22 protein-coding genes are annotated in these 25,994 nt (G+C 70.2%); 9 read left to right on the top strand and 13 right to left on the bottom strand.

All coding sequences use genetic code 11. The features are described 5' to 3' along the window. Positions 1-29: 29 nt before the first annotated feature. Complete coding sequence (locus OV207_RS15600) at positions 30-3,638, bottom strand: M1 family aminopeptidase (RefSeq protein ID WP_267556002.1); 3,609 nt, start codon at positions 3,636-3,638, stop codon at positions 30-32. Next, a complete protein-coding gene (locus OV207_RS15605; protein WP_267556003.1) occupies positions 3,635-4,561 on the bottom strand; it encodes an ABC transporter ATP-binding protein in 927 nt (308 codons plus the stop codon). The genes OV207_RS15600 and OV207_RS15605 overlap by 4 nt, the downstream gene beginning before the upstream one ends. Positions 4,562-4,719: 158 nt before the next feature. On the opposite strand from OV207_RS15605, the gene OV207_RS15610 reads away from it, so the two are divergent. The 5 genes from OV207_RS15610 (at position 4,720) to OV207_RS15630 (ending at position 8,757) form a co-directional block, all read left to right on the top strand. Further along, entirely contained in the window at positions 4,720-5,403 is a 684-nt protein-coding gene (locus OV207_RS15610) for a TIGR02269 family lipoprotein (RefSeq protein WP_267556004.1), read from the top strand. 5 nt (positions 5,404-5,408) lie between these two features. After that, on the top strand, positions 5,409-6,137 hold the full coding sequence (locus OV207_RS15615; RefSeq protein ID WP_267556005.1) for a double-CXXCG motif protein: 729 nt from the start codon (positions 5,409-5,411) through the stop codon (positions 6,135-6,137). A gap of 177 nt (positions 6,138-6,314) precedes the next feature. Beyond that, positions 6,315-7,748, top strand: a complete 1,434-nt coding sequence (locus OV207_RS15620) for a carboxypeptidase regulatory-like domain-containing protein (RefSeq protein WP_267556006.1) — start codon at positions 6,315-6,317, stop codon at positions 7,746-7,748. Continuing rightward, a complete protein-coding gene (locus OV207_RS15625) occupies positions 7,730-8,485 on the top strand; it encodes an RCC1 domain-containing protein (protein ID WP_267556007.1) in 756 nt (251 codons plus the stop codon). The genes OV207_RS15620 and OV207_RS15625 overlap by 19 nt, the downstream gene beginning before the upstream one ends. A 5-nt stretch (positions 8,486-8,490) precedes the next feature. Further along, a complete protein-coding gene (locus tag OV207_RS15630; RefSeq protein WP_267556008.1) occupies positions 8,491-8,757 on the top strand; it encodes a hypothetical protein in 267 nt (88 codons plus the stop codon). Positions 8,758-8,772: 15 nt separating this feature from the next. Here the strand turns inward: OV207_RS15630 and OV207_RS15635 are convergent, their stop codons facing one another. From OV207_RS15635 to OV207_RS15680, 10 genes are all read right to left on the bottom strand, one after another. Further along, positions 8,773-10,356, bottom strand: coding sequence for a response regulator (locus OV207_RS15635; RefSeq protein ID WP_267556009.1), 1,584 nt, complete (start codon positions 10,354-10,356; stop codon positions 8,773-8,775). 190 nt (positions 10,357-10,546) lie between these two features. Further along, entirely contained in the window at positions 10,547-11,134 is a 588-nt protein-coding gene (locus tag OV207_RS15640; protein WP_267556010.1) for a hypothetical protein, read from the bottom strand. A 25-nt stretch (positions 11,135-11,159) separates the two neighbouring features. Beyond that, positions 11,160-11,894: a hypothetical protein gene (locus tag OV207_RS15645; RefSeq protein WP_227027436.1), complete on the bottom strand. Its 735-nt coding sequence runs from the start codon at positions 11,892-11,894 to the stop codon at positions 11,160-11,162. 62 nt (positions 11,895-11,956) lie between these two features. Further along, positions 11,957-12,334, bottom strand: coding sequence for a VOC family protein (locus tag OV207_RS15650; RefSeq protein WP_267556011.1), 378 nt, complete (start codon positions 12,332-12,334; stop codon positions 11,957-11,959). Between the two features lie 37 nt (positions 12,335-12,371). Continuing rightward, complete coding sequence (locus OV207_RS15655; RefSeq protein WP_267556012.1) at positions 12,372-13,157, bottom strand: AraC family transcriptional regulator; 786 nt, start codon at positions 13,155-13,157, stop codon at positions 12,372-12,374. Further along, the gene (locus tag OV207_RS15660; protein ID WP_324291531.1) at positions 13,157-15,646 is read right to left on the bottom strand and encodes a sensor histidine kinase; all 2,490 of its coding nucleotides are present in this window, start codon (positions 15,644-15,646) and stop codon (positions 13,157-13,159) included. Before OV207_RS15660 ends, OV207_RS15655 begins: the two co-directional genes overlap by 1 nt. A gap of 236 nt (positions 15,647-15,882) precedes the next feature. Continuing rightward, positions 15,883-16,086 (bottom strand): YtxH domain-containing protein, encoded by a 204-nt coding sequence (locus tag OV207_RS15665; RefSeq protein WP_193349810.1) that lies wholly within the window; start codon positions 16,084-16,086, stop codon positions 15,883-15,885. A gap of 82 nt (positions 16,087-16,168) precedes the next feature. Further along, positions 16,169-16,450 carry an urease accessory protein UreD gene (locus tag OV207_RS15670; protein ID WP_324291532.1) on the bottom strand — a complete coding sequence of 94 codons (282 nt, stop codon included), beginning with the start codon at positions 16,448-16,450 and terminating at the stop codon, positions 16,169-16,171. Positions 16,451-16,484: 34 nt separating this feature from the next. Beyond that, the gene (locus tag OV207_RS15675; protein WP_267556013.1) at positions 16,485-17,570 is read right to left on the bottom strand and encodes a hypothetical protein; all 1,086 of its coding nucleotides are present in this window, start codon (positions 17,568-17,570) and stop codon (positions 16,485-16,487) included. A 16-nt stretch (positions 17,571-17,586) separates the two neighbouring features. Continuing rightward, on the bottom strand, positions 17,587-19,728 hold the full coding sequence (locus OV207_RS15680) for a hypothetical protein (protein ID WP_267556014.1): 2,142 nt from the start codon (positions 19,726-19,728) through the stop codon (positions 17,587-17,589). A 328-nt stretch (positions 19,729-20,056) separates the two neighbouring features. Here OV207_RS15680 and OV207_RS15685 point away from each other — a divergent pair, with 328 nt between their 5' ends. From OV207_RS15685 to OV207_RS15700, 4 genes are all read left to right on the top strand, one after another. Beyond that, positions 20,057-21,622 (top strand): alpha/beta hydrolase-fold protein, encoded by a 1,566-nt coding sequence (locus OV207_RS15685; RefSeq protein ID WP_267556015.1) that lies wholly within the window; start codon positions 20,057-20,059, stop codon positions 21,620-21,622. Then, positions 21,619-21,948: a hypothetical protein gene (locus OV207_RS15690; RefSeq protein WP_267556016.1), complete on the top strand. Its 330-nt coding sequence runs from the start codon at positions 21,619-21,621 to the stop codon at positions 21,946-21,948. Before OV207_RS15685 ends, OV207_RS15690 begins: the two co-directional genes overlap by 4 nt. A 54-nt stretch (positions 21,949-22,002) precedes the next feature. Then, the gene (locus OV207_RS15695) at positions 22,003-23,235 is read left to right on the top strand and encodes a hypothetical protein (RefSeq protein WP_267556017.1); all 1,233 of its coding nucleotides are present in this window, start codon (positions 22,003-22,005) and stop codon (positions 23,233-23,235) included. A 213-nt stretch (positions 23,236-23,448) separates the two neighbouring features. Continuing rightward, positions 23,449-24,663: a methyltransferase gene (locus tag OV207_RS15700; protein ID WP_267556018.1), complete on the top strand. Its 1,215-nt coding sequence runs from the start codon at positions 23,449-23,451 to the stop codon at positions 24,661-24,663. Positions 24,664-24,706: 43 nt separating this feature from the next. On the opposite strand, the gene OV207_RS15705 is transcribed toward OV207_RS15700, so the two are convergent. Beyond that, a complete protein-coding gene (locus OV207_RS15705; protein WP_267556019.1) occupies positions 24,707-25,954 on the bottom strand; it encodes a sterol desaturase family protein in 1,248 nt (415 codons plus the stop codon). Positions 25,955-25,994: the final 40 nt, after the last annotated feature.

Here is a 25,994-nt window from a genome sequence, read left to right on the forward strand (position 1 = left end):
ACGGCGCGAGCCCCGCCGCTGTCATCGCGTCACGGCGCCGTGAGCGGGGCCAGGGCCTGTTCGCGGCGGAGCTGGAGCACGCGCACGTCCGGATCCACCACCAGCCGCTCCGGCGCGAAGTCCGAGCGCACCGTCACCCGTGTCCCCTCCCCCGCGAGCGGGGCCACCCGCACCCGCGCTTCGTGGAAGTCAGGGGCCGGTGCCGTCCGCGCCACGGCCGAAGCGGGACGCTGGCCCTTCACCACCGCCACCTCCACCGGCATTCGGCCGCTGCCCACGTTCGTCACCATCGCCGTGGTGATCCACCGCGCGCCCTCCTTCGTCACCGTCGCCCCGGTGACGCGGTACTCGGGCACCACCACCTGGAAGAAGGCCTGACGGGTGAACGCGTCGAAGGCCGCCGCGTCCGGCGCGAAGGGGCGCATCACCGCGAGGAAGTCCTGCAGCACCGGGTGGTCCTCGTTGTTCATGTAGCGCTGGAGGAAGGCCTGGAGCCCCGCGTGCATCGCGGGCCGGCCCATCAGGTCCTCCAGCATCCAGAACGTCCAGCCGCCCTTCTCGTAGAGGACCACGGTGTCGCCCTCGCGCGAGCCGTCCAGCTTCACCAGCGGCTGCTCTCCGTCCACGCGCCGGTCCTTCGCGTAGCGCTCCTCCATCCGCCGCGCGTTCTGCTCGCGCGCCCGCGGCCCGTCCAACTGTTCGATGAGCTTCAGCGCCGAGTAGTGCGACAGCCCCTCCGACAGCACGTTGCCGCCCGGCCCCTTGCCCGGGATGAGCAGGTTGCCCCACCACTGGTGCGCGGCCTCGTGCGCGGTGACGAGCAGCACCGCGTTCGACTCCGGCGTCGCGCGCGTGAGGAACCCGATGGACTCCGAGAACGTGATGTCCGTGGGGAAGCCCTGCGCATAGTCGTCCAGGCCGGCGAACTCCGACAGCTTCAGCTCCTTCCACGGGAACGGGTGGAACCACTCCGAGTAGTACCGGCGCGAGGCCTCCAGCCCCCGCGACATCTCCTGCACGTTGTAGCCATGCTCCGGGTGGTGGAACACCGACGTGCCTCCGGCATCCACCCGCGTCCACCGCCCGGCGATGACGTTGAAGAAGCTCACCGGGTGGTCGCTCCGCCACACCGTGGTGCGGCGCCCGTCCTCCACCGTGTCGCTCTCCCGCACGCCCACGGAGTTGAGCGTGTAGGCCTCCGGCCCGGAGAGGCGGATCCGGAAGGGGAACGGCAGGCCGCTGCCCCAGGCGGCCTCCGTGCGCCCCTCGTGGAAGTCGTCCGGGTACACGCGCGGCTCGTAGCGGTTCTCCCGGGGCTCCACGCCCCGCTCCTCCTGGTAGCCCACCACCGGCGCGAACGTGGCCTCCTCGCTCGTGAGCACCACGCCCGAGGGCAGGATGAACTCCTTGAGCGCGCCGCCCGCGCGGGACACGCCGTCCGGCACGCGGCCCTGGTACTGGAAGCCCACCTTCACCAAGTCTCCCGGCTTCAGCGGCGCGGACGGCGTGAAGACATACAGGCCGGCGCGGTCCTCCGGCGTCACGTCCCGGCCCTCCAGCGTCCAGCGCACGTCCGTCCACGCATCGCCCCCGCTGAGGGCGAAGCGCGCGAGCGGCGCGTCCTGCCGGTTCACCAGCGTGTACGTGCCCTTCATGCGGAAGGCCCCCGCCGCGGGCTCCAGGTCCACGTCCAGGTCCACGTCCGCCAGCATGGGCTGCGGCGCGTCCTTCCACGTCGCCAGGTTCTTCTGCCAGTACTGCTTCGCGCGCTTCTTCGCCGCCGCCCCCTGGTGGCCCTGCCCCACGAGCACGCCCAGCCACCCCAGCGCCACCACGGGCACCACCAGGTACGGCGCCAGCCGCCACGCGCCCCGCGCGAGCCCCGAGGGCCGCAGCCCCTCCAGCGTCGTCACGGCGTCCCGCGCGCGCCGGCCGTCCAGGCGCACCGCCAGCGCGACGAAGAAGCCCGCCACGCCCAGCGCCGCCACCCGGTTGAGCACCAGCGCGGCGCGGTCCACCTGGAAGGCGCCCAGGTCGCTCCACCGCACCGCGTCCCACAGCGGCCAGTTCGTCACCCAGGTGAGGTCGTCGCGCACGGCCAGGAAGCCCGTGAGGCCCAGCGCGCCCAGCGCGAGCGCGTACGTGCCGAAGCGGCCCCCCGTCACCGCGCGCGCGGCCAGGATGAAGGCCGTCCACAGGACGAACGTGGGCAGCAGCAAGAGGCCCCACACGACGGCGTAGGGCGTCAGCGACAGGGGCACGGTGCCCTGCGACACCTGCACCAGCGTGCCGGCGAGCCCCATGAGGCCCAGCAGCACCACCGCGACGAGCCCGTTCGCCAGCGCCTTGCCCAGGAGCACCGACAGGGTCCGCACCGGCAGCGCGTCGTGAATGGGCGAGAAGCCGCTCGCCCGCTCCCGCTCCAGCGACTCCACCACGTAGAACATCAACAACAGACACACGAGCACCGACGCCGCGTTCATCGAGCGCACCGCGAAGCGCCCCGGCACCAGCAACAGCTCCGTGTCGAAGGGGCCCACCGCCGTGGCGGCCTGGGACACCAGCTGCATCAGCAGCAGCGGCAGGAACAGGACGAGCCCCGGCTGTGACAGCAGGCCCCGCGCCTCCGCCCGCGCCACCGTCGCCAGCCCGGCCCAGAAGCCCGGCGGCCTCACGCCCATGCCCAGCGCGGACAGCGGGGCCTCCGCGTGCGACAGCGCCACCTGCGCGGGGGGCGGCTCGACCAAGCGGTTCCGGGCGGCTCGCGAGGGGCGCACCCGCACCTCGCCCCGGAGCACGCGGCGGAAGTGGCGCTCGCTCCACGCCACCGCGCCCAGGCCCAGGCCCATGAACACGCACCGGCTGGCGACGAAGAGCGCGTCCAGTCCCACCGGCTGCGTGTTGTAGAAGTCCACGCCCCGGTCCACCTTGATCCACGTCTCCGTGAGCCAACGGAAGCCTGCCGGATCCACCGCCATCAGGAGCCGGTTCACGCGCGGATCCAACCCGCCGGGGGACCACTCCCACAGGAAGAAGGCGCAGAGGAAGAACAGGCCCACCGGCAGGAAGTACACCGGCACCGCGCGGCGCGTGCGCTCACCCACGGCGAAGGCGGCCCCCGCCATGAAGACGAGCAGCGGCAGGCCGAACGCCAGCGCGGGGAGCACGTAGTGGCGCAGGGCGAAGGGCCCCCGGAACTCCGCGGACTCGCCCGCGGGCACGACGTGGTGGAAGAAGACGAGCAGCCCCATCAGCGCCCCGAGCGCCAGCACGTACGCGCCCAGCACCGCGAGGAACTTGCCCCACACGTACTCGGCGGGCGTCAGCGGCGTGGTGTGCAGGAGCGGCTGCACCCGGGCCTCGTCGTCGGAGATGACCGACATGCCCGCGCCCACCGACACGAAGAAGGTGAACAGCAGGAAGGTGAGGAGCAGGACCGTCTGCGCGACGGCGAACTCGCTCGTCAGCCACGCCTTCTTGCCGCCCACCTCCGAGCTGCCCGAGGAGATGGTGACGCTGCCGGACGACACGCCCCACGTCACGAGCACCAGCAGCACCAGCAGCACCCAGAACAGCGGGCGCCGCACCTGGTGGCGCCACTCCGTGCGCGCCACGCGGGCCAGCCTGGACGGGTTCATGCGCCCACCGCCGGAGCCGGAGCCGGAGCCGGGGCCTGCGCCTCGGGCCCGGGCGCGTCCTTCATCAGGAGCAGGTACGCGTCCTCCAGCGTGGGCGGGGTGCGCTCGAAGCCGGGGGGCACGGGCACGCCCGCCGGGGCGTGGATGCGCACGCGGTTGCGGCCCTCGAAGAGCACGGCCTGGGTGACGCGGTGGGCGTGCTGGAAGGCGGCCATGTCGGCGGGGGGGACGGTGCCTTCGTAGAGGGTGTCGTGGAGGGCGGCCTTGGCCTCGCTGGGGCGGGTGATGGCGACCACGCGGCCCTGGCGGATGACGGCGAAGCGCGGGCAGAGCATGGCCACGTCCTCCACGATGTGCGTGGACAGGAGCACCGTGCGCTCATGGGCGATCTCGGCCAGCAGCCGGTAGAAGCGCTGGCGCTCCTCCGGGTCCAGGCCCGCGGTGGGCTCATCCACGATGATGAGCCTGGGATTGCCCGCCAGGGCCTGGGCGATGCCCAACCGCTGCCGCATGCCGCCCGAGTACTCCTTCACCTTGCGCTTCGCCGCGAACGTGAGGTTCACGCGCTCCAGCAACTGCGCGCACAGCGCCTTCAGGCCCTGGGGCGCGGTGACGCCCTTGAGTTCCAGCAGGTAGCGCAGCATGTCCTGGCCGGAGAGGTACGGGTAGAAGCCGAACTCCTGCGGCAGGTAGCCCAGGTGGGGGCGCAGGGCCTCCGGGTGGCGCACCAGGTCCAGGCCGTCCAGCGTCACCTCACCGGAGGTGGGCTCCAGCAGGCCGGCGAGGATCTTCATCAGCGTGGACTTGCCCGCGCCGTTGGGGCCCAGCAACCCGAACATCCCCTGGGGCACGTCCAGGTCCACGCCGCGAAGGGCCGTCACCGGCCCCGGGTACACCTTCACCAGATTGCGCAGGCTGAGCATGAGGCCCCTTCTACGCCAGGGATGGGCTCCCCATTTCCATCTTCCTGCCTCATCCTGGGAAGCCTTTCAGTCAGCCCTCTTGCACAAGGCATGCGTTGGGAGCAGAGGAGGCCCTCGCCCCATTCCTGCTTCAAGGTGAAGACCGCATGCGCCCTTGTTTGCTGCTGCTCGTCGCGATGCTCCATGGCTGCGCGGCCGACACGGCCTCTCACTCCACAGCGCCGTCCACGGAGTGGCAAGCAGCGGAGGCGCAGGACTGCGAGGATGCCCCCGAGGGCCCCTGCCTCGCCCCTCTCTGCGAGGGCGGCGTTTGCGGTCTCTATCGATGCGATGCCGTCGCCCCGGGCAGCATCGTGCGCACCCGCGGCGGTGCTCCTGTGTTCATCGCGCCACGAGGGACCGCGCGGCGCAACTGGGGCAGTGCACAGGACCTTCCCGGAAAATCACTGCCTGTCCCTGTCTTCCGCTGGCATCCGAAGGAGCCTCTTCCGAGCGAGCTGAAGCGGCGGCGCGCCATGGAGGAATGGGCGTCACGTCCCAAGGAGCGGCACCACATCTTCCCCCAGGCGCTGAAGCCCTATTTCCAATCCAAGGGCATCCACGTCCACGACTACGTCATCGCGATCGACGCCGAACTCCACAAGCGCATCCATCGTGATGCGAATGGTGCGCCCTGGAACGAGGAATGGCGGCAGTTCCGACGAACAACCCGAGGCACCGCCAGCAAACCCGCTCATTTCGAACATGCCTCGCTGCTGATCCAGAAGTACGGTCTCTTCGGTTTGACGATGACCTACTGGCAGAGCATCGACCTCGGGCCCGTGCCCGTGAACGAGGGCTGAGTCCCATGCGTTTCTACGAGGTCGACATCCTCCGGCCGGACCTCCCACGACACTGGACGGGCCACTTCGTGGCGGAACACACCTGGACACTGCCCGGCGTCGAATGTTCGACCTGCGGGGAAACCTGGAGCGGGCAACAGGCGTTTCCCTCCGTTGACCTGTCCGACCTGCCTCGACAAGCACTGCTGCGTGAGCCCCGGGTCGTGCCCTACGACACCTTCCCGCCCCTCGTGCAGGGGCTGGCCCCACGACTTCCACAAGGCATCACGCCCGAGCCGGGCATGCAATTGGGCCCCCTTCGTGGCACGTCCCAGGGAGCTTTCGGTCCGCTGACCACCCAGGAGGGATGGGACCTGCTGGTCAGGGAAGATGCCCTCACCCGGCTCGAGCGGGAGGGCATCCATGTAGGAAGCCCGGTCCGCGCGGAGCTTCAAGGGCTCGGCCCTGGAGCCCCTCTCATGTACGAGTTGGAGCTTCCCACCGCTGGACTCCTGGACGGGCGGGATGTGCTGGAGGGCCCCCGGTGCAGGACCTGCGGATGGCGGGAAGTACGGATTTCGCCCGAACATGCCTTGGAAGCCACCCTGCTCCCGACCGGACTGGATGCCTTCCGCCCAGTGAATGCGACCACGTACATCGTGGTCACCGAGCGCTTCGTGCAGGCAGTCCACCGCCTGGGCGTCAGCGACGTCGTCTTCCGCGAGCTGCCCGTAGCCGCTCCCAGCTCGCGGTGACGCGACAGCCCCTCCCATGGAAGTGCGCCCGGACATGAATAATATGCCTCTGGCGCACGTCGACCGGCCACCCAGCGAGGGGTAGCAACAGCCTTCGCCCCCGGTCTCCCATCATCGCGTGTCCTGGCGGCCCCCGGGACCTGGTCCCTTCTCCGTCGCCCCTTTCAGGAATACCCGATGCGTCCGATGCGCCTGTCGCCGTCTGTCTTGTTGTTGGGCCTCGCCCTCACCCTCGCGGCCTGCAAGGGGTCGGAAGAGCCATCCACGCCCCAGCCCACCACCACCGCCCGGCTCACGGGCAAGGTCGCGCTGGAGGGCGCCGCGTCCCCCGAGGGCATCCTCGTGGCGCTGACGGGCACCACGCTGAACGCCAGCACGGACGCCCAGGGCGCGTTCCTGCTGGAGGCGGTCCCGCCCGGCACCCATGAGCTCACCGCCGCCAGGCAGGGCTACACGACGGTGCGCCAGACGGTGTCCGTGAGCGCCGGAGAGTCCGCGGCCCTGTCACTGACGCTGAAGGTCGCCCGGGGCCGCTTGAGCGGCGTCATCACCCTGGAGGGCGCCAGCACCTCCGCCGGCATCGCGGTGACCCTCACGAACACGACCGTGGCCGCCACCACCAGTGCCCAGGGGCGCTTCACCCTGGAGAACCTGCCCCTGGGGACCTACGAGCTGGTCGCCACGAAGGACGGCTACACCCCGCTGCGTGTGTCCGTGGAGGTGCAGGAGGGCAACGCCCAGTCCGTGACCCAGGTGCTGGCCCGCCTCCGCGGCCAGGTGGTGGGCCAGGTGCTGCTGGAAGGCCGTGCGAACCCCGAAGGTCTCCAGGTGTCCCTGGAGGGCCGGAGCGAGCGCGCCACCACGGACGCGCAGGGCCGCTTCACCCTCGAGAACCTGGCGCCCGGGACGTACACGCTCCAGGCGGAGAAGGAGCTGTACGCGACGGCCCGCCAGCCGGTCGAGGTGAAGTCGGCGGAGGCCACGTCCCTCACCCTCACGCTGGCGCGACTGAAGGGCGAGCTGCGCGGCACCGTCCTGCGCGATGACGTCGGGCCCCAGGACAACGGCGGCATCACGGTGACCCTGGCGCTGCCGGGCTCCCCCCTGTCCACCAGCACCAACGACACGGGCGGCTTCGTCTTCACCGGGGTGCCCACGGGGACGTACGAAGTCCAGGCCCGGCGCGACGCCTACCTGGAGGACCGCCAGTCCGTCACCCTGCTGGCGAACCAGAGCACGTCCACCCAGCTGACGCTGGCGCGGCTGCGGGGCCGGATTGAAGGCCAGGTCCTGCTGTCGGACGGGGCCGACGCGTCGGGCCTCACCGTGTCACTGTCCGGCACGAACACGCGCGCCACCACGGACGCGCAGGGCCGCTTCATGCTGGAGGGCATTCCCACCGGCACCTACGCACTGGCGACGCGCAAGGAGCACCATTCGCCGCTGACGCAGTCGGTGGAGGTGACGGCGAACTCGACGGCCACCCCCACGCTGCTGCTCACGCGCCTTCAGCCCCCCACGCTCACCGCCGTCTCCGAGCGCGGCGTGCAGGGCGGCCGGCTGACCCTCACGGGCGTCAACCTGGACTACTCGTGGGACCCTTCCGCGTGACGGTGGGGGGCGTGGCCGCGACGGAGATCCTCTCCCGGACGAACACGCGCGTCGTCGTGCGCCTGCCTCACGCCGTCCCACCGGGGATGCGCGAGGTGGTGATGACGACGGAAGACCCCGCCCGGACGTTCTCCGCGCAGCTGCGCGTGGTCGCGCCGACGACGCTGACCAGCGGCACCTCCTGGGCCCTTGGCATCAAGCCCGACGGCACCCTCGCCTACTCCTCCGCCTTCTCCAGTGAGCCGGTGCAGGACATCCCCGAGCGCGCCAGGACGGGCATCCTCAGCGTGTCCGGCGGGGAGCAGGACGCCCTGGCCCTGCGCGAGGACGGGAGTGTGGTGGCCTGGGGCCGCAACAGCAGCGCGCAGGGCAACGTGCCCGAGGGGCTCACGGGCGTCATCGCCATCAGCTCGGGGCTCAGCTTCAACGTGGCGCTCAAGGACGACGGCACGGTCACCGCATGGGGCGCCAATGGCTCCGGTCAGTCCTCGGTGCCGGCGGGGCTCACGGACGTCATCGCCATCAACTCGGGCGCGAGTCACACGCTGGCGCTCAAGGCGGACGGGACGGTGGTCGCGTGGGGCGCCAATGGCTTCGGCCAGTCCACGGTGCCGGCGGGGCTCACGGGCGTCGTCCAGGTGGCCGCGGGGCGCTATCTGAGCGCGGCCCTCAAGGCGGATGGGAGCCTGGTCCAGTGGGGCTTCATCCCGCAGGACAACCCCTGCCGCCGGGCCTGAGCGGCGTGACGGCCCTCGCCCTGAGCCGGAGTGGGGACAACTACGGGCTGGCCGCCACGTCGGCCACGCGCGTCATCGCCTGGGGCGACGTGAACGACGTCCTGGGCACGGGCGTGCCTCCGCCGAATCAGAACGACGTGGTGGCCCTGGTCACGGGCCCGGGCTTCGCCGACATGGCGCTCCACGGCGACGGCACCGTCACCGCCTGGGGACTCAGCGCCAACATCCTGGACCTTCCGGCCGGGCTGGTGCTGCGCGTCCCGGCGCGGTGACGGCTTCCGCGCCGCTCACGCGCTCCTGGCGCGCACCCGCTGACGGGGGTGCGCGCCGCGCTTCACCGGGCCCAGCTGCGCGAGCACGCGGCCAATCTCCACCAGCTCCACGGGCTTGACGAGGTGCAGGTCGAAGCCCGCCTCCTCGCTGCGGGCCCGGTCCTCCGGCGCCCCGTAGCCGGTGAGCGCGATGAGGTGCGCGTCGGACGCCACGCGCTGGCGCAGCTCCTCCGCCACCTGGTAGCCGCTCAGCCCCGGCAGTCCGATGTCCAGGATGATGACGTCGTAGGAGCCCGGGGTCGCCAGGGTGAGCGCCTCGTGGCCGTCCGCGGCGACGACGACGGTGTGGCCCCACATCTGGAGCATCTCGCTCAGGCCTTCGCGCGCGTCGGGGTTGTCATCCACCAGGAGGATGCGCCACTCGCCCTTCTGCGCCTCCACGCGCTCCACGCGCGCCTCGGGCCGCACGGCGTCCGCGAGCAGGGGCAGCGTGACGGTGAACGTGCTGCCCTGTCCGGGACCTTCGCTGAACACGGACACCTGACCGCCATGCTCCTCCACCAGGTGGCGCACCAGCGTCAGGCCAATGCCCAGCCCGCCCCGGCTGCGCGCGAGCCCGGTGTCCAGCTGCGCGAACAGCTCGAAGATGCGCTCCTGCTCACCCTGGGGAAGCCCGATGCCGGTGTCCTGCACGGACACGAGCACGCGGTGGTCCGCGTCCACGTGGGCGCCCACGGTGATGACGCTGCCCTCGGGGGAATACTTCGCGGCGTTGTCCAGCAGGTTGGTGAAGACCTGCTCCAGCCGCGTCCGGTCGCCGTCCACCCAGCAGGGCTCCGCGGGCAGGGCCTCCTTCAGGACGAGCAGCCGCTCCTCCATCACCGGCCGGGCGGCGGCGAGCGAATGGTGCAGGACGGTGTTGAGGTCCAGCCGACCGCGGCGCAGGGCGTACTTGCCCCGGGTGATGCGGCTGACGTCCAGCAGGTCGTCCACCAGGTGGCGCAGGTGGCTCACCTGTCGCTCGATGATGTCCCGGCGGCGCGAGTCCGCTTCGGACAGGCCGTGGGAGTCCTTCTGTCCGAGCATCTGCACCGCGAGGGCGATGGAGGCCAGGGGGTTGCGCAGCTCATGGCCGAGCATCGCCAGGAATTCGTCCTTCTTGCGGTCGGCTTCTTCCAGGCGCGCCGCGTTGGCCAGGGCCTCGCGCTCCACGCGGCGCAGGCGCAGGACGCTGTTGACGGTGGCGATGAGCTCCTCGGGGTCGAAGGGCTGGGTCAGGTAGACGTCCGCGCCCGCGCGCAGGCCGATGACCTTCTTCTCCGCGGTGATGAACGTCGCGGAGGTGTGGATGACGGCGGTCTCCCGGGTGCGAGGGTCCGCCTTGAGGAGGCGGCACACCTCGTAGCCGCTGAGGTCCGGCAGCTTCACGTCGAGCACGACGACGTCGGGGCGCCCTTCGAGCGCGACCTTCAGGGCCTCGCCGCCCGTCATGGCCTCCAGCACGTGGTAGCCGGCCTGGCGCAGCGAATAGGTGCCCAGGTAGAGGCTGGCCGGCGTGTCGTTGACGTGGAGGATGGTGGCGTTGGCGTTGGCGATCACGAGCGACTTTCCCAGGAGCGAACCCTGGCCGGGTTTCTACCGTGCGTCTGGGAGGTGCAGGAACCCGGACGCCGTGGATACAGCCATCCTTTCGTGGGGCCTGGACGCTGGGACAGGAGGACTGTTGGACCCGAGACATGGGCTCGGCCGCCTGCCCGCAAGACAGGCGACCGAACGGGACAGGCTCCGCTCAGCCCGCGTCACGTCCGGTGGAGGGCGCCTCGCCCGGGCCTCCATCCCGAAGCGCTTCAGGCCACGGGAGCGAGGGGTCGTTCCAGACGGAATCCAGCGCGGGGGCTACGCCCGGTTCCGCCGGGACGCGCTCGGAATCTCCACCAGACGTGCGCACCTCCACCGGCGCATCCGGCATTCCATCCAGGACGCGCCGACGGATGCGCCCAGCCTTGTCGACGGCATACCAGGCCCCTGAATCCAGGGCCGGGTAGGTCTTTCCGCAGGCGGTGGGGTCCTCCGAAATGTGGATGAAGAAGAGATCGCCCTGACGCATGACCTGGTACCGCTGTGCCTCGGGCCTGTGCTGGCAGGGAGTCTCCTTCGAGGCCGGTGGTAGGAAATCCTGCGTGGCGATCATCAGCGCCCGAAGCAGCACGCCCTCCAGCACGACAGGGTGCTGCGAAGGCTGGACCGTCACGACGTCCGCGTCCGCGTACGCCGGGAAGGTGATGGACCTGTCGTCCTCCACCGGGACGGGTGGGGACCTGGGCGTGCGCATGCAGCCCATGGAGAAGAGCGCCAGCAGGAGGATTCCTTGTCGCATCGTCATCGGAAGTCCAGGTCGGTGCTCATCGACGCGGTTTCTTGTCGAGGCGATAGGTGGTCGTGTTGATCCAGGTCACCGTGCCCAGGGTCTCACGCGTCCACCCCTTGTCGGCGCGGGCCCACTTCAACATGTCGCGGGTCGCGGGAACGTACTGGTAGAAGCCGTCACAGGTCGGGTTCTCAGCGTCTCCCGACATCGAGAAGAACGCGATGATGGACAGCAGCACCTTGCTGTCCCGCGTTTCGATGGCCCAGGCATGCATGCGCGCCATCTCATCCGTGAATCGGAGGTCGCCAGGAGATGGGGGCCCTCCGAACGGATGGTTGTGCAGCGCGAAGATGTACTTGAGTTCGCCAGGTGCATAGCGGGCATCCGCCACGACCGCTGGGAGAATGCAGCTTCGCTTGCCCGAAACCAGGTCGTCAGGCGCGGATTGATCCGTCAGCATGCTCATCTCGTAGAGATGATCCGGAGTGTAATAGAGCCACGCGCAGTATTCGGTCGACGCACGAAAAGCCAGTCGCGGGTCCCGGTCCCGCAGGTGACCCGCGACGGCATTGGGCTTCGACAGGATGAACGGACACGCCGCCTGCAACGCCTCTGAAAAGGAGTGAAAGGGACCAAAGCCAGGCAATGGCCCGGGAATGGGCGTGGTCGGAGGCGCATCCGCCCCCGGCCGCCACACGCCGGAAGCCGGGCCGGAGGGTGCACACGCCGTCAGGGCTACGAGGAAGGTCAGCAGGAACCAGGGCTTCAAGCACTCCCCCATGGACGCGACCGAACGTAGCACACCCTTGGACCTGCCTCACCCTGCGCGCATCACGGCTCGGTCCACACCGCCAGCTCGTTGCCCGTGGGGTCCGCGAAGTGGAAGCGCTTGCCTCCGGGGAAGGAGAACGTGTCCTTCACGATGCGCCCTCCCGCCGCGAGCACCTTCGCGTGCGTCGCCTCCAGGTCCTTGGAGTACAGGACGACGAGCACGCCGCCCTTGCCCGCCGGCAGGGACGCATCGAAGCCGCCATTCAGCCGGCCGTCCTTGAAGCTCGTGTAGGCCGGACCGTAGTCCTCGAAGCTCCAGCCGAAGACGTCGCCGTAGAAGCGCTTCGCCTCCACGGTGTCCCGGGCGGGGAACTCGATGTAGTCGATGCGGTGGTGCTGCTCGGCCTGCTGTTCTGCGGGGGTCGTGGTCGTGGACATGGGGAGGCCTCTCTTCCAGGAAGGGAACGCCCCTACGTTACGCACCCGCCGCGTCCGGGGATTGTACGAATCCGACTTCCGCTTGCGCCCGCTCCCGCGCGTACGCCCCCGGCGTCAGCCCCGCCAGCGCCCGGAACTCCCGCACCTGGTGCGCCTGGTCGTAGTACCCCGCCGCCAACGCCAGCTCCGCGCCCTCCACCGCGCGCGGCCCCTGGAGCAACGCCAGCGCGTGCTGGAGCCGCTCGATGCGACACAGCACCTTGGGCGACAGGCCCACCGTCGCCAGGAAGCGCCGCTCCACCTGCCGCGCCCCCACCCCCATCACCTGCTCCAGCGACCGCACCGCCACCCGCCCCCTCGCCGCCTCGATGAGCGCCACCGCGTGCGCCACCCCCGGGTCCTCCGCCCGCGCTGGCAGCCGCTCCAGCAACAACCGCTCCAGCAACGCGAAGCGCGCACGCAGCCCGCCCGCCTCCGCCAGCCGCTCCCACCCCTCGCGCGCGGACTTCGGCCAGAGCTCCTCCAGCGCCACCTGCGCGTCCGTCAGTTCCTGCACCGGCAGCCCCAGGAAGGGCCGCGCCCCGCCCGGCCGGAAGCGCACCGCGAGGATGGACGTGGGGAACGTCAACGGCACCACCGCCGCCGTCCGCATCGCGCCCACCGCCCGGGGCCGCACCCCGTCCGACAGGTCCACCAGGATGTCCAGGCACCCGTCCGGCATCACCCGGTGCGGCGCCCCCTGGGGCCCCGACGCCTCCAGCGCCCAGTAGCACCGGACGTACGGCGCCAGCGCCGGACAGGGGAGGACCTCCACGTAGCGCATCAGGCGGCCGCGTCCGCCACGGCGGCCCGGGGCAGCCGCACCGTGAAGCAGGAGCCCTGCCCTGGCCCCGCGCTCCTCACCTGGATGTGGCCCCCGTGGCGCTCCACGATTTCACGGCAGATGGCCAGCCCCAGCCCCAGGCCCCCGGCGTAGTGCTCCGTGGCGTTGCGCGCGCGGTAGAAGGGCGTGAAGAGCTGCGACAGGCTCTCCTGCGGAATGCCGATGCCCCGGTCCTCCACGTCCACCCGCACCCCGCCCGGCTCCTCCACCACCCGCACCCGCACGGGCGTCTCCGGCGGCGAATAGCGGAGCGCGTTCTCCACCAGGTTCGTGAGCAGCTGATCCAACCGCTGCTCGTCCCAGCGGCCCATCAGCGGCGAGGAGGGGACCTCCAGCGACACCAGGCCCTGGCGCTCCGGCCGCGCGGACCCGATGCGCTCCACCACCTCGTGCGCCAGCGTCCCCAGGTCCATGGGCGCCACCGTCAGCGTGAAGCGCCCGGACTGCAGCCGCGACACGTCCAGCATGTCGCCAATCAGCCGCGTCAGCCGGTCCACCTGCCGGTTCAGCCGGGAGAAGGTCGCGCGCCGCCGCTCCGGGTTCAGCTCCTGGCCGGACTCGGACTGGCGGATGAGCAGGTCCAACGTCGCCTTCAGCGGCGTCAGCGGCGTGCGCAGCTCATGGCTCGCCATGGACAGGAACTGGTCCCGGATGGCGATGGCCTCCCGCAGCTCCTTCTGCGTGCGGTCGATGCGCGCCGCCATCTCGTTGAAGCCCGAGGCGAGCTGCGACACCTCGTCGTCCCCCCGCGCCTGCACCCGCTGGCCGCCCTCCAGCGCGGGCGTGCCCAGCGCGGCGAAGCCGTCCCGCAGCGCCTCCAGCCGCCCCGCCACGTCCCGTCCCACCCACTGCGACAGCACCAGCGCGATGGCGCCCGCCACCAGCGCGATGACCACCACCCAGGCGCCCATGCGCGTCACCGGCGCGAACGCCTCGCGCAGCCGCGCCGTCACCACCACCGTCCACGGCGTGCCCGCCACCTGCGCGTGCGCCACCATCAGCCGGCGCCCCTTCGGGTCGAACGCCTCCGCCATGCCCTCCGCCGCCGACAGGGCCCCCGGCGCGAGCAGCTCCAGCGCGGGCGCGCGGCTGAGCACGTCGCCCCGGTCCGTCTCCCGCAGGAGGCTGCCATCCCGCCGGTCGAACAGCTCCACGTGGTAGCTGCGCGAGGCCAGCGTCGGATGCAGCCCCAGCCGCCGCAACGACAGCCCCGCCACCAGGATGAGCCGCCGGCCCGTCCCCAGGTCCACCGGCGCGGTGAAGACGACGAAGGGCAGGCCCGCGCTCGTGAGGAAGGGCCGCGACAACAGCACCTCGTCGCCCCCCTTCAGCGCGTGCTGGAAGTACTCCCGCGCGGAGAAGTTGCCGGTGCGCCGGTCCAGCCGCGTGGAGGGCACCAGCGTTTCGCCCGTGTCGTCCAGCACCCACGCCGCGTCGAACAGCCCGGAGTCGTTCTCCAGCAGGTCCACCCGTTCGCGCAGGGCCTCCCGGTCCCCGGAGCGCGCGGTGGCCACGAAGGCCACGTCCCGGCTCTGCGCGCGCAGGAGCGAGCGCGCCATGGTGGCCGTCTGCTCCAACCACGCCGTCTCCGCCGCCACCGCCTGCAGCGCCTTCTCCCGCAGCTCCGCCTCCAGGGCCCGCTGCGCGAGCGTGGACGTCACCGCGCCCAGCCCCAGGATGGGCAGCACCGACGCCAGGGCCATGCCGCGAAACAGCCGCCAGCGCACGCCCACCGGCGAGGGCATCTGGCGCATCAGCAGCAACACCCAGCAGGCCAGGGCCAGCACCGAGTACACGCCCATCCCCGCCCACGAGCCCCGCGCGCCCAGCGCGAGCAGCATGTTCAGGAACAGGAGCCCCAGGACCGCCAGCGCCAGCCGGCAGACCCCGGGCTGCTTGCGCCACAGCCCCACCGCCAGCAGCGACCCCGACGCCAGGAAGAGCACGCCCATCAGCCGCACGAGCGGCGCGACGGGCAGCAGCGAAAAGCGCAGGTAGACCTGGGGGCTCAGGGTCATCAGCATCCCGAAGCACAGCGCCACCACCGCGGTGAACACGGCCAGCAGGCCCCGCCCCTGGAAGCGGGACGTCCGCTCCAGGAGCAGCGCCGCCACCATCAGCGGATAGAGGATGCCCCCTGTCATGCTGTTGTTCAGGACGGTGGTGGACCACCAGTAGAAGGAGACCGCGCCCACGAAGAGCGCCCGGCCCGCCCACCCCACGACGCCGGGCCAGGACGGGTACAGCAGCGCGACGAGCATCGTCGCGGAGCCCACCAGGAACAGGCTGCCGAGCGGGCGGACGTGCGTGTAGATGTGCTGGAACAGGGCGGCCCCGAACTCATAGGGGACGAAGACCATCGTGGTGCCCACCACGAGGCCAAACGCCGCCGCGAACCATTCAACGCGTGCCCGCTCCAGGATTTCCACGGCCGGAGAGTACACAACACGCCCGGGCTGTCAGCGCCGGAGTGCCCGGGAGGTCGCCCGCCCGTTGGGTTCACATCGCCGCGCGCCCTCGTTTCCAGACAACGACGTTGGTGAAACGACGACACCCCGGAGGCCGGCACCGCGAAGGGTGTCCGGCGTCCAGGGTGTCCACGTCCCTGCGGCCCGACCCGCCTCCGGTAGACGCCCCGGACCCACGGGCCTCCGCCCGGGACGGCCTAGTTGTCGGTCGCGTCCTCGACCTTGTCGCCGGCCTTCTCCACCGCGTCGCCCGTGGCGTCGGCGGCGTCCTCGGCGGTGTCCTTCACCTTGTCGCCGGCCTCCTCCACGTCGTCCTTCGCCTCGTCGCGGGTGTTGCGGTGGCAGCCCGTCGCCACGACCATCGAACCCAGCGTCAAGGCCAGCAGCGTCAGCTTCTTCATGAGGTGCGACTCCTTCGCTTGAGGGACCCCGGAGGATGCCTCCCGGGGTCCGCTGTGCGGGGCGCAAGGTAGGCACTGTCCGTCATCTGCCAAGTGGCCTGTCCCCGGGGACGGTTCCCCGGCGCCCGCCCAAGGACCTCCACGGCCGCAACCCTCGTACACCCGGCCCCCCGGTGTCGTGACCCGATGCACGCAAAGGAACCGCCTGGGAATAGCGGGCGCCGGTGAAACAGACGGTGGGGTCCGGCACCCACGCGAAGAGCACGTCCGGGCCCACGCGCGCGAACAGGTCGCCGCGACAGCCGTGAGGGGAGCGGTACACGCGGTTGGCGCCCTGGGTCGCGAGCAGCGCCGTGCGCACCACGATGCGCGGACCGCAGCGTTCGGAGGGGACGCGCCTACAGGCTCGACATCCTGAAGGTCGGGGTCAGCGTTCGCCGGCGCCAGTAGATGATGAACTCCGGGTACGCCTGCGTGGCGTCCTTGATGATGAATTCATTGGTCGGGTTGATCTGCGTGTCCACCCGGTTGTCCGGCCCCACGCCCATCACCGAATCGAAGGCGGACCCATTCAAGGAGTCCAGGTCCTCGCGGCGGATCTCATCCGACAACAGGTCTTCGTAGGGCTTGCGGCGCTTGAGGCTGCCCAGCACCACCCGGCACATGAGCGAGTAACGGTTCGTGGGCAGCCCATGCTTCATGGACAGGCAATCACACTCCGCTTCGCCGCACTTGTTGCAACCCGTGTACACCATCAACTTGGAGAACGAATCCGTGAAGTACGCGCCCTTGCCCAGCAGGCCATAGTCCGGCGTCACCTTTCCCCGGTCCTGGCAGCGATTGGGGTCGAAGCCTCCGGCGGCGATGAGCGGGATGACGTCCTTGGAGGTGCCGTGGAACATCAGCACCTCGCCGCGCAGCACATCCAGCACGGGCAGCGAGCGCCAGCCCGGACAGGGGTGCTCCACCGAATAGGTCCACTGCACGGGGGCCAGGGTGTTGTAGCCCGGCTGCGAGCGCATCGGATCCAGCTCCACGACCATGGAGCGCAGGCTGGTGCCGGCGCGGGAGCGCAACTGGTAGCGCTTCTTCTCGTATTTCTCCCAGAGCGCCTCGTTCTGGATGATGAGGATCCTCGACACGTCGACCGGGCCCGACTCAGGCGGCGGCGTGGTGCCCCCCAGCTCCGGCTTCTCCCTCAGCCGGTAGGCGGCGCGCTGTCGCCACAGGGAGCTGTAGCGCCCGGTGGTGTCATTGAGGATGGCCTCCGCCCGCTGCATGCGGGTGCGCTCCGCCTTCTTCGCCCGGAAGGAGCGCGCCTGGATGTTGCCATTGATGTAGCGCTCCAGGGCCTGGAACATCTGCGAGCCCCGGGGCAGCTCCGCCACCTGGAAAACCGGATTGTCCGGCCAGGGTGCCCAGCCACGGCTGGGCCAATACGAAGGGACGACGATGTCGCCGTCCTGGATGTGAGGCAATGGCATCGGGCAATCGCTTTCGTCAGAAGACCGAGGGCGGGCCGTCGTCCATGAACGGAGAAGGGGGCTTGCAGGAGTTCATCGCCCTCAGCCGTTCGTTGATGTTGCCCCACAGCTTCTGGAACGCCTCGGCTTGCTGCCTCCACACCGCGCCGGTGAGCTGCCGCCGCGTCTCGAATTGCTCGTCCACCTGGTCCCAGTCCTTCTGCGCGAGCCGGGCCTTCCACTGCGTGTCGTGCTTGCTCTTGAGCTCGTCCATGACGTTCGTCCACTTGTGGCCCTGGACGATCTGCTCGCCCCCCGTCGGCGCGAGCACCTGGAGCGCCATCATGTTCGTCGACTTGTAGAGCGCCCGGTCCAGGTTGCCATTGGGCTTCTTGTCAGGGAAGTGCTCGTCCCAGACCTGCTTGATGAGGGCTTCGGCCTGCTCCGGCTTGCCGACGTTGACGACGGCCCACGCCTCCGGACTCTTCCACCCGGCGCCGGCCCAGCCCGGACGGGCCCAGATGGGCCACACGTCTTCACCCTTCTGCTTGAGCCCCGCGCCCTCCAGGATGCCCCCGAAGAGGTCGACGAAGCCGCCAATCAGGGTCAACAGCTCCCTCATCCCGGATTGACTCCTCAGCAGCTCCACGGCCCGGCCCTGGAGCACCACCGCGGCCTGCTGCAGCTCCATGAATCCCACCACGGCCTTGTGATGATCTCCGAAGACCTTCTCCGAGGTGCTGCTGACCGTGGTCTCCAACAGGTCACACGCCAGCTCGGTGAAGAAGGGACACAGCACCTTGCCCTTCACGATGTAGAAATACGTGTCGAGCGACACCCCGTTCCTCAACTCCTGACGCTGCGCGAAGGTCCAGTTGGCGAAGGTCCAGTTCACGGAGGCCTCGGTGACGCCTTGCAGTCCCCAGAGGATGCCCGCGACGTAGTGGGCCTTCGTCCAGCGCGCCTCCTTCGCCCACTTCATGAACGTGTCGAACAGCTTCGGTGGGATGTGGGGAGGATCGCAGTCGATGCGGGCCAGTCCATGGTTGAAGAGCTGGGGCATGCCCACGCCGAAGCGCATCTCATGGAGGATGCGCAGCACGTGGTAGTCCTCCATGTTGCAGTCGCCCCCCAGCCCCTGCTCGCGGGCCGCGGCCTTGAGGTCTCCGCCAATGAAGGTGCTGGCGGTCAGGCTGATGGAATACGAAGGGTAGAGCTTTTCGACGAGCTTCTGGCATTGCGCCAGGGGCGCCATCAGGCGCTTGCTCAGGAACTCGGCCTTCGCCAGCTCCAGGGCTTCGGCGTTGGAGGCCTGGGGCGCGGACCGGTAGAGGACGATGTGCGAGTCCGGGCAGGAGAAGGCCACCAGCCCCACCCACTTCTGCTTCAGGTCCTCGGTGCGGTCCTTGCGGGACCCTTCCTGCCCCACCGCCTTGCCCTCCACGCTCAAGGCGTCCACCTCCGCCCCGATGTAGACGCTGCCCATGATGTGTTGCAGCTTGCCGGGCTTCGTCCCGCTGCCCATCGCGCCGCCCGCCCCGTACATGTAGACGTTCGCGGCGCTGCGGTCGGACTTGTTGCCGGGCAGTTTGATCTGCCCCAACGCCAGCATGATGGTCTTCAGGTTCAGCCGGATGAGCTCCGGCTGGAGGCCCATCTCCGGCGCGCGCACGATGACCACGGGGTTGCGGTGGTCCACCGCGCGGCTTTTGCAATTGAAGGCGTAGACCGTGTAGGCCATCTGCTCCTTGAGGGCGAGCTTGGTCTTGGCCCCCGAATTCCACAGCGAGGTGGCCTGGGCGTTGAAGTCCGTCTCTCGGGCCGCCTTGGTCAGCGTCTTCGCGAGCTGGAAGGCGAACGCGGCGCCCCTGGTCACCCGGCTGTCGCCGCGCACGGCCATGCGAGGCGGCGACAGCACTGCATCCCGGGTCTTCGGCAGCAGCGCCACCGCCTTGTACTCCCAGGGCAACGAATACTGATGATCGATCATCTGGAAGAGGCTGCTTCCATCCATGACGTCGTCACGCTCGATGACGTAGATGGGCCGTTCGCGGTTCACCAGGAAGAGCCGGTGCATCACGGCTTCGAAGCTCGGCGGGGGTGACGCGGTGAGCTTCAACAGCTGGTTGAGGACGGGCTTGACCTCCTCGTCCATGAACCCGATGTGAACATCGAACATGCATCGCTCCTGGTAGGCCCTGGCAGGATTATGATGGAAGCATATTTTTACTTGCATACAAAATTAGGCGCGACTGTCCGTGAAACCGGGACCTGCCCGGTAGGGTCCGCGCGAGGCCCCGGGAGGTTCCGCGGAGGGTGGCGTCTGGGGCCAGCGGGGTCAGGAGGAGGAAGGAGCAAGGCCCCAAACCAGACGCGGCTTTGAAGAGCCGGCAGTGCTCCTGTTCGACAAGCGGCTCCAGGAGGTCAAGTTCCTGGGTGTCGGAGGGCGCTGCTACGGTGCGCCTTCGCGTGGGGCCGTGTCGCGGCCCCCGGAGGCTCTCCCGCCCATGTCTTCTTCGTCCCCTCCCCGGCACTTCCGGCCCGGGCTCCTCCTCATCCTGGCCCTGGCCGCCCTGTGGGGCTGTCGTCACGCCGACTCCCAGGTCCCGGCCGAACAGCCCTTCTCCGACGTGCAGTTCGACCTGACGGTGCCGCCGGAGACGCCGGTCGACGCCGCCATCTTCCTCACCGGCCCCAGCGCCACGTTCGGAGGCCCGGAGGGACCGGGGCTGGAGATGGTCTACCAGGGTGGCCGGGTGTTCAGCCTGAAGGCCCGGCTGCCCAAGGGCACCGCCTTCACCTACGCGGTGCGGATGACGGCGCCCGTGGCCCGGGTGGCGCTGGATGCCACGGGGGTGCCGGAGGCGGACCGCACCGTCACCGTCCATGAGAACGAGGAGAATGTCGCACTGTCGGTGGAGCGCTTCGGACCGGCGGAGGGGGAGACAGGCGCCCGCACCGTGTTCATCGTGAAGACGCCGGACATCACGCCCCGGGATGCCACGGTGTGGTTGTCCGGGAACCAGCCGGAGCTGGGGAACTGGAACGGCGCGGAGGTGGCGCTTTCCAGGGCCGTGGACAACGCTCATGCCGGTGCCGTCACCTTCCCGGTGGGGTCGGCCCTGGAGTTCAAGGTGACGCGCGGCTCGTGGGAGACGGTGGAGAAGAGCGACACGGGCGCGGAGGTGGCCAACCACACCTTCACGACGGGCGCCGGCTTCGAACGCGTGTCCGTGGTGGTGGGCGGGTGGGCGGACCTCTCCACCCCGCCGCCGGTGGACCCCACGCTCACCGGAGACGTGCGCTACCTGCGCGCCGTGACGCCCACGGACGCGACGTTGAAGCCGCGCGACGTCATCGTCTGGCTGCCGCCCGGCTATGAAGCGGACACCCAGCGCCGCTACCCGGTGTTCTACCTGCACGACGGCCAGAACCTGATGGACGTCGCCACCGCGTTCGCCGGGGAGTGGAACGTGGATGAGACGGCGCAGGCGCTGGTGCAGGCCGGTGAGGTGGAGCCGCTCATCCTCGTGGGCATCTACAACACGTCCGACCGCATCGCGGAGTACACGCCGGTGCCCTTCCCGCCCGAGTACCCGGACGCGGGCCGCGCGGACGCCTACGGCCAGTTCCTCATCCACGAGCTGAAGCCGCGCATCGACGCGGAGTTCCGGACGAAGCCGGGGCCGGAGTCCACCGGGCTCGCGGGCTCGTCGCTGGGTGGGCTGGTGACGCTGTCGCTGGGCCTGAAGCACCCGGGCGTCTTCAGCCGCCTGGGCGTGATGTCGCCGTCGGTGTGGTGGGCGGACCGGGACATCGTGCGCACGGTGGAGGCGCTGGGCTCGAAGCCCGCGCTGCGCATCTGGGAGGACATCGGCACCAACGAGGGCACCGGCAGCCAGGCGGAGACGGTGGAGGATGCCCAGGCGCTGCGCGACGCGCTGGTGGCTCGGGGCTGGGTGCTGGACACCGACCTGAAGTACACCGTGGTGCAGGGCGGCCAGCACAACGAGGCGGCCTGGTCCGCGCGCTTCGGTGACGTGCTGCGCTTCCTCTTCCCCCCCGTACCGTGACGCACGCGCCGCTCCCCGCCACCCCGGATGGACGCTACCTGGTGATGGAGGGGCGGCTGTGGCGCCGCTCCAACCCGGCGCTCGGGCCCCGGCAGCGCGAGCTGCTGGTGGCCGCGCTGATGCGGGCCCGCGCGGACGTGGGCCGGGCGAAGCGCGCGAAGGACGCGGCGGCCGAGCGCCGAGCCCGGGCCCGCGTCCACCGCGCCAAGGTGGGCCTGGGCGAGCGGGGCGCGCCGTGGTGGACCGACGGTGCCCCGGACTTCAACCGGCACCTCGTGCGCAACACGCCGTATGCGGCGTGGTTCCGGGACCTCGCCGTCCCCTGAGCTGTCGTTCCCCCCAAGCCAAGGAAGTGCCTCATGCGTCACGCGTGGAATCGGATGTCGTCGTGGCTCCTGCCGTCGTTGCTGCTGGTGGCATGCGGGCCGTCGGAGGAGCCGGTGGAGCCCGCCGACGAGGTCGGCACGAGCGCGCAGGCCGTGCTGTATCCGCCGCCCGCGCCGTCCAGCGGAGACATCGTGGACAGCACGGCGTTCCTGGGCCCGTTGGGGCTCAACAGCTTCGTGCAGACGGGCTTCACCACGAACCCGCAATACCTGTCGTTCAGCTTCAAGGTGGCCGCCGGCGCGCAGGTGCGCCTGGAGGTGACGCACGGGGGCAGCAGCATGGGCCTGGACACGGGCCTGTTCGTCTACGGCCCGAAGGACGCGAACGGCGGCTACGGCACCACGCTGCGCGCGCAGGACGACGATGCGGGCTATGGCCAGCTCAGCAAGGTGAACAGCCTGACGCTGGCGCAGGGCGGCGAGTATCTTGCGGTGGTGAGCACCGGCACGGGCGCGGGCAAGCAGTTCCGCCTGGTGCTGGGCTGCCTCAACAGCGCCTGCGTGGACCCGTCGCTGTTCACGGCCTGCGACCTGGACGTGGCCACGCGCATCGAGGTGTGTGACGAGAGCGTGGTGGAGACGCAGGGCATCACGCCCGCGCAGGCGCTCCCGCAGTGCACGGACGCGCAGGACGCGCACGCGGCCTTCGTGGAGAACTGCCTCGTGTCCTCCGGCGCGAAGCCCTGGTGCGCGGACGGCGAGGCGGCCTTCACCACGAAGATGTGGCCGGTGTGCAAGGACTTCTACCACCGCTACTACGGCGCGGGGCCGCTGCCCCTCACTCAGCTCCCGCTGGGCAGCACGCTCCAGGCGGCGCAGGCGGCGGGCCACACGCGCTGCAAGACGGGCGAGAACTGGTGTGACGAGTCCCTGTGGGCCCTCAACGTGCCCTCCGTGGTCGGCACGCCGCCCGTGTCCCTGGACCGCGTGGCGGAAGGGGCGTTCGCGTCCATCCCCGCGCTGAGCGCGAACCAGAACCTCCAGTTCGAACGCCTGGAGGACCTGACGTACGCGGAGTTCGGTGACCACGTGGAGCAGTTCTTCCCGGAGCTGGTGGCCGCGCTGCCGGGCGCGCTGGGCAATGGCACGGAGGTGGCGCAGGTGGCGCGCTTCTACGCGAGCGAGCCGGTGGCCCCGGGCGCGAAGGACTACCACGGCGTCTACGTCGTCTACTTCCCGGTGTCGCACCAGACGGCGGTGTTCTGGCTCATCCGGCACGAAATCTGAGCCAGGGCCGGTGACATGCGCATGCGGTGCGCCTGACGCCAACCGCTGACCTGAGCTGTCCTGAAGGCCCCCTGCCCGCGCATCGTGGACCGGGGGCCTTCTCGTCTTCACCCCGGGGTCTCCGCGCGCTTCCGAAGGATCGCCTCCAATCCCCTGGGAGTTCGGCCCCGTCATCACGAACTGTCGGAGCGGTGGCGCATAGGATGCGCCGCCATGGACTTCCAGGCGCGACTCGAGGCGCTCACGCACCAACTCCGGCCCTGGTCCCCGCTCTGGTCCCGCTCCATCCTCCAGGGCTGGCCCGGGTCCGGCGCCGCCTGGCCCGAGGACTGGCTGGCCTATGCCCGGTCGCTTGATGAAGCGGGCGAGCGCCAGTTGGACCAGGGGGCGCTCGTGGGCGTCCCGCCTCCGTCCTTGAGCACGCTCCTGGGCGCGCTCCAGGAACTGACGGCGCTGCCCTGGCACGAGGGCCATCACGCGCTGACGGTCGCCCAGACGCAGGGGCTCAGCGCCAAGAAGACCCACGAGCTCGGGCGGGTGCTCGACCTGCTCGCGCCCAGGACGCGCTTCATTCGCGAGGCGGTCGATATCGGCGGCGGCATGGGACACCTCGCCCGCCTCTGTGCGCGGACGTTCGGGTGGACCTTCCACAGCATCGACCGGGACGCCGCGTTGCAGGACAAGGGCCGGCGGTGGCTGACGAGAACCCACTCCCTGAACGGGGACACCCTGTGTTTCATCCAGGCCTCCGTCGAGGACGGGCTCCAACCGCGGATTGATCCGCTCTTCTCCGGCCGGGACCGGGCCTCCATCGGCCTGCACACCTGCGGGCCGCTCGCCCTCACGCAGCTCCGCAAGAGCCAGGGGGCGGGCTTCGTCCTGAACATCGGCTGCTGCTACGACAAGCTGGAGGCCCCTCGGGATTACCCCGTCTCCCGCTTCGGGGGCGTGCATCCGCTGCCCTTCACCCCGCATGCGCTGGCGCTGACGACGCGGGGACGGCATCACAAGACCGAGGCGGAGTTCGCGCGGATGAAGCGGGTGTACGCGTGGCGCTTCGCGTTCGGTCTCCTGTCGAGGCGGTGCTTTCCGGAGCGCGGCTTCGTGAGGGCAGGAGACGCGCCCCGGGCGCTCTATGACGGACGCTTCGCCGTCTACGCACGCGACCGCCTGGAGCGCCTGGAACTCGATCCCGGCATGACGGACGCCGAGCTGGATGCCTTCGAGGTGTCCGTTCGCGCCGAGACGCGGGACCTCCTGCTCTGCCATCTGCTGCGAGACCGCTTCGCGAGGCCATTGGAGGTCGTGCTCCTGTTGGATCGCGCGTTCCTCCTGGAGGAGCTGGGCTTCCAGGTCGAACTCCTCCAGCTCTTTGATCCGCGCCTGTCTCCGCGCAACCTCGCGCTCATCGCGTCGCAGGGCGCTTGAGCCCGTGCCGGCCGCCCCCCAGGGGAGCGGGCACGCGCTCCTCTCAGCCTGGGAAGGCTGTCGTCTGGGATTTCCGGCCGGCGCCACCGCGCGCCACCCGCAGCCAGACCAGCGAGACCATCAGCCACGACGCCGTGAGCGCGCTCCACGCCGGGGGCGCGCTGGCCCCCACCAGCCACAGCGTCACCCCCACGCCCATGGCGAGCACCCGCGCGAGCTCCAGCGGTTCGCTCCACCGCTTCGACTCCAGCATCCCGCTCCAGGCGGTCGCCATCGCCCAGAGCAGCAGGCTCAACGCGACCTTCTGCCAGCCCGACAGCGGTGAGGCATGGTGGCTCACCAGGAGCATGAACGGCATCGACGCGAACAATTGGAAGACGAGGTAGCCACGGACGCCGGACAGCTCCTGGGAGTGGTACTTCACCTCCACGCCCTCCTGCTTCCAGTACCCCAACGCGCGCGGAGGGAGGTCCGAGGGCCGCCAGCCCGTGGGCATCACCCAGATGCGCAGCCGGTCCCACAGGCTCTTCGTGGCGACGGCGTCCGCGACGAGCCGGGCCCACCCCTGGAAGTTGATGGCCGTCGGGTCCCAGGTGTTCGCCGGGGTGGTCAGGCCGTAGGAGCACTCCTCGGTCTCCTCCGCGTAGGTGCCGAACATCCGGTCCCAGATGATGAGGAAGCCCGCGTAGTTCTTGTCGATGTAGGCGTCGTTGCGCGCGTGGTGCACGCGGTGGTGCGACGGCGTGTTCAGCCACGACTCCACCCACCGGGGGAGCTTGGGGATGACCCGCGTATGCGGGATGAACTGGAGCACCAGGTGGAAGGCCACCATCGCCAGCACCGCCTCCGGCGGGAAGCCCACCACCACCAGCGGCCAGTAGAAGAGGAACGAGAAGAGGCGCTGCGTCACGCTCGCGCGCAAGGCCACCGCGTAGTTGAGCTCCTCGGTGGAGTGGTGCGGCGAGTGGGCCGCCCAGCCGATGTTGGTGCGGTGCCCGAAGCGGTGGAACCAGTAGAAGAGGAAGTCCACGCCCAGGAAGAGCGCCACCAGCGACAGCGGCGACGAAGCGTCCAGTTGCCACGGTGCGTACTGGCCCAGCTGCGTGAAGAGGGGCAGCACCAGCAGGGCCACCGCGACGTTGACGCACTGGTTCATCACCGCCGTGCCCATGCTCGCGATGGAGTCCTGGAAGCTGTAGTAGCCGTTGCGCCGCGCCACGCACCAGGCGAACTCCGCCAGGGCCAGGGCGATGACGAAGGGCGTGGCCACGGCATAGACGTTGAGGGACATGCCCCCGGTATATGTTTCCCGAAGCCGCCTCCGCCTTAAC

Source organism: Corallococcus sp. BB11-1 (assembly GCF_026626625.1).
GTDB lineage: Bacteria > Myxococcota > Myxococcia > Myxococcales > Myxococcaceae > Corallococcus > Corallococcus soli.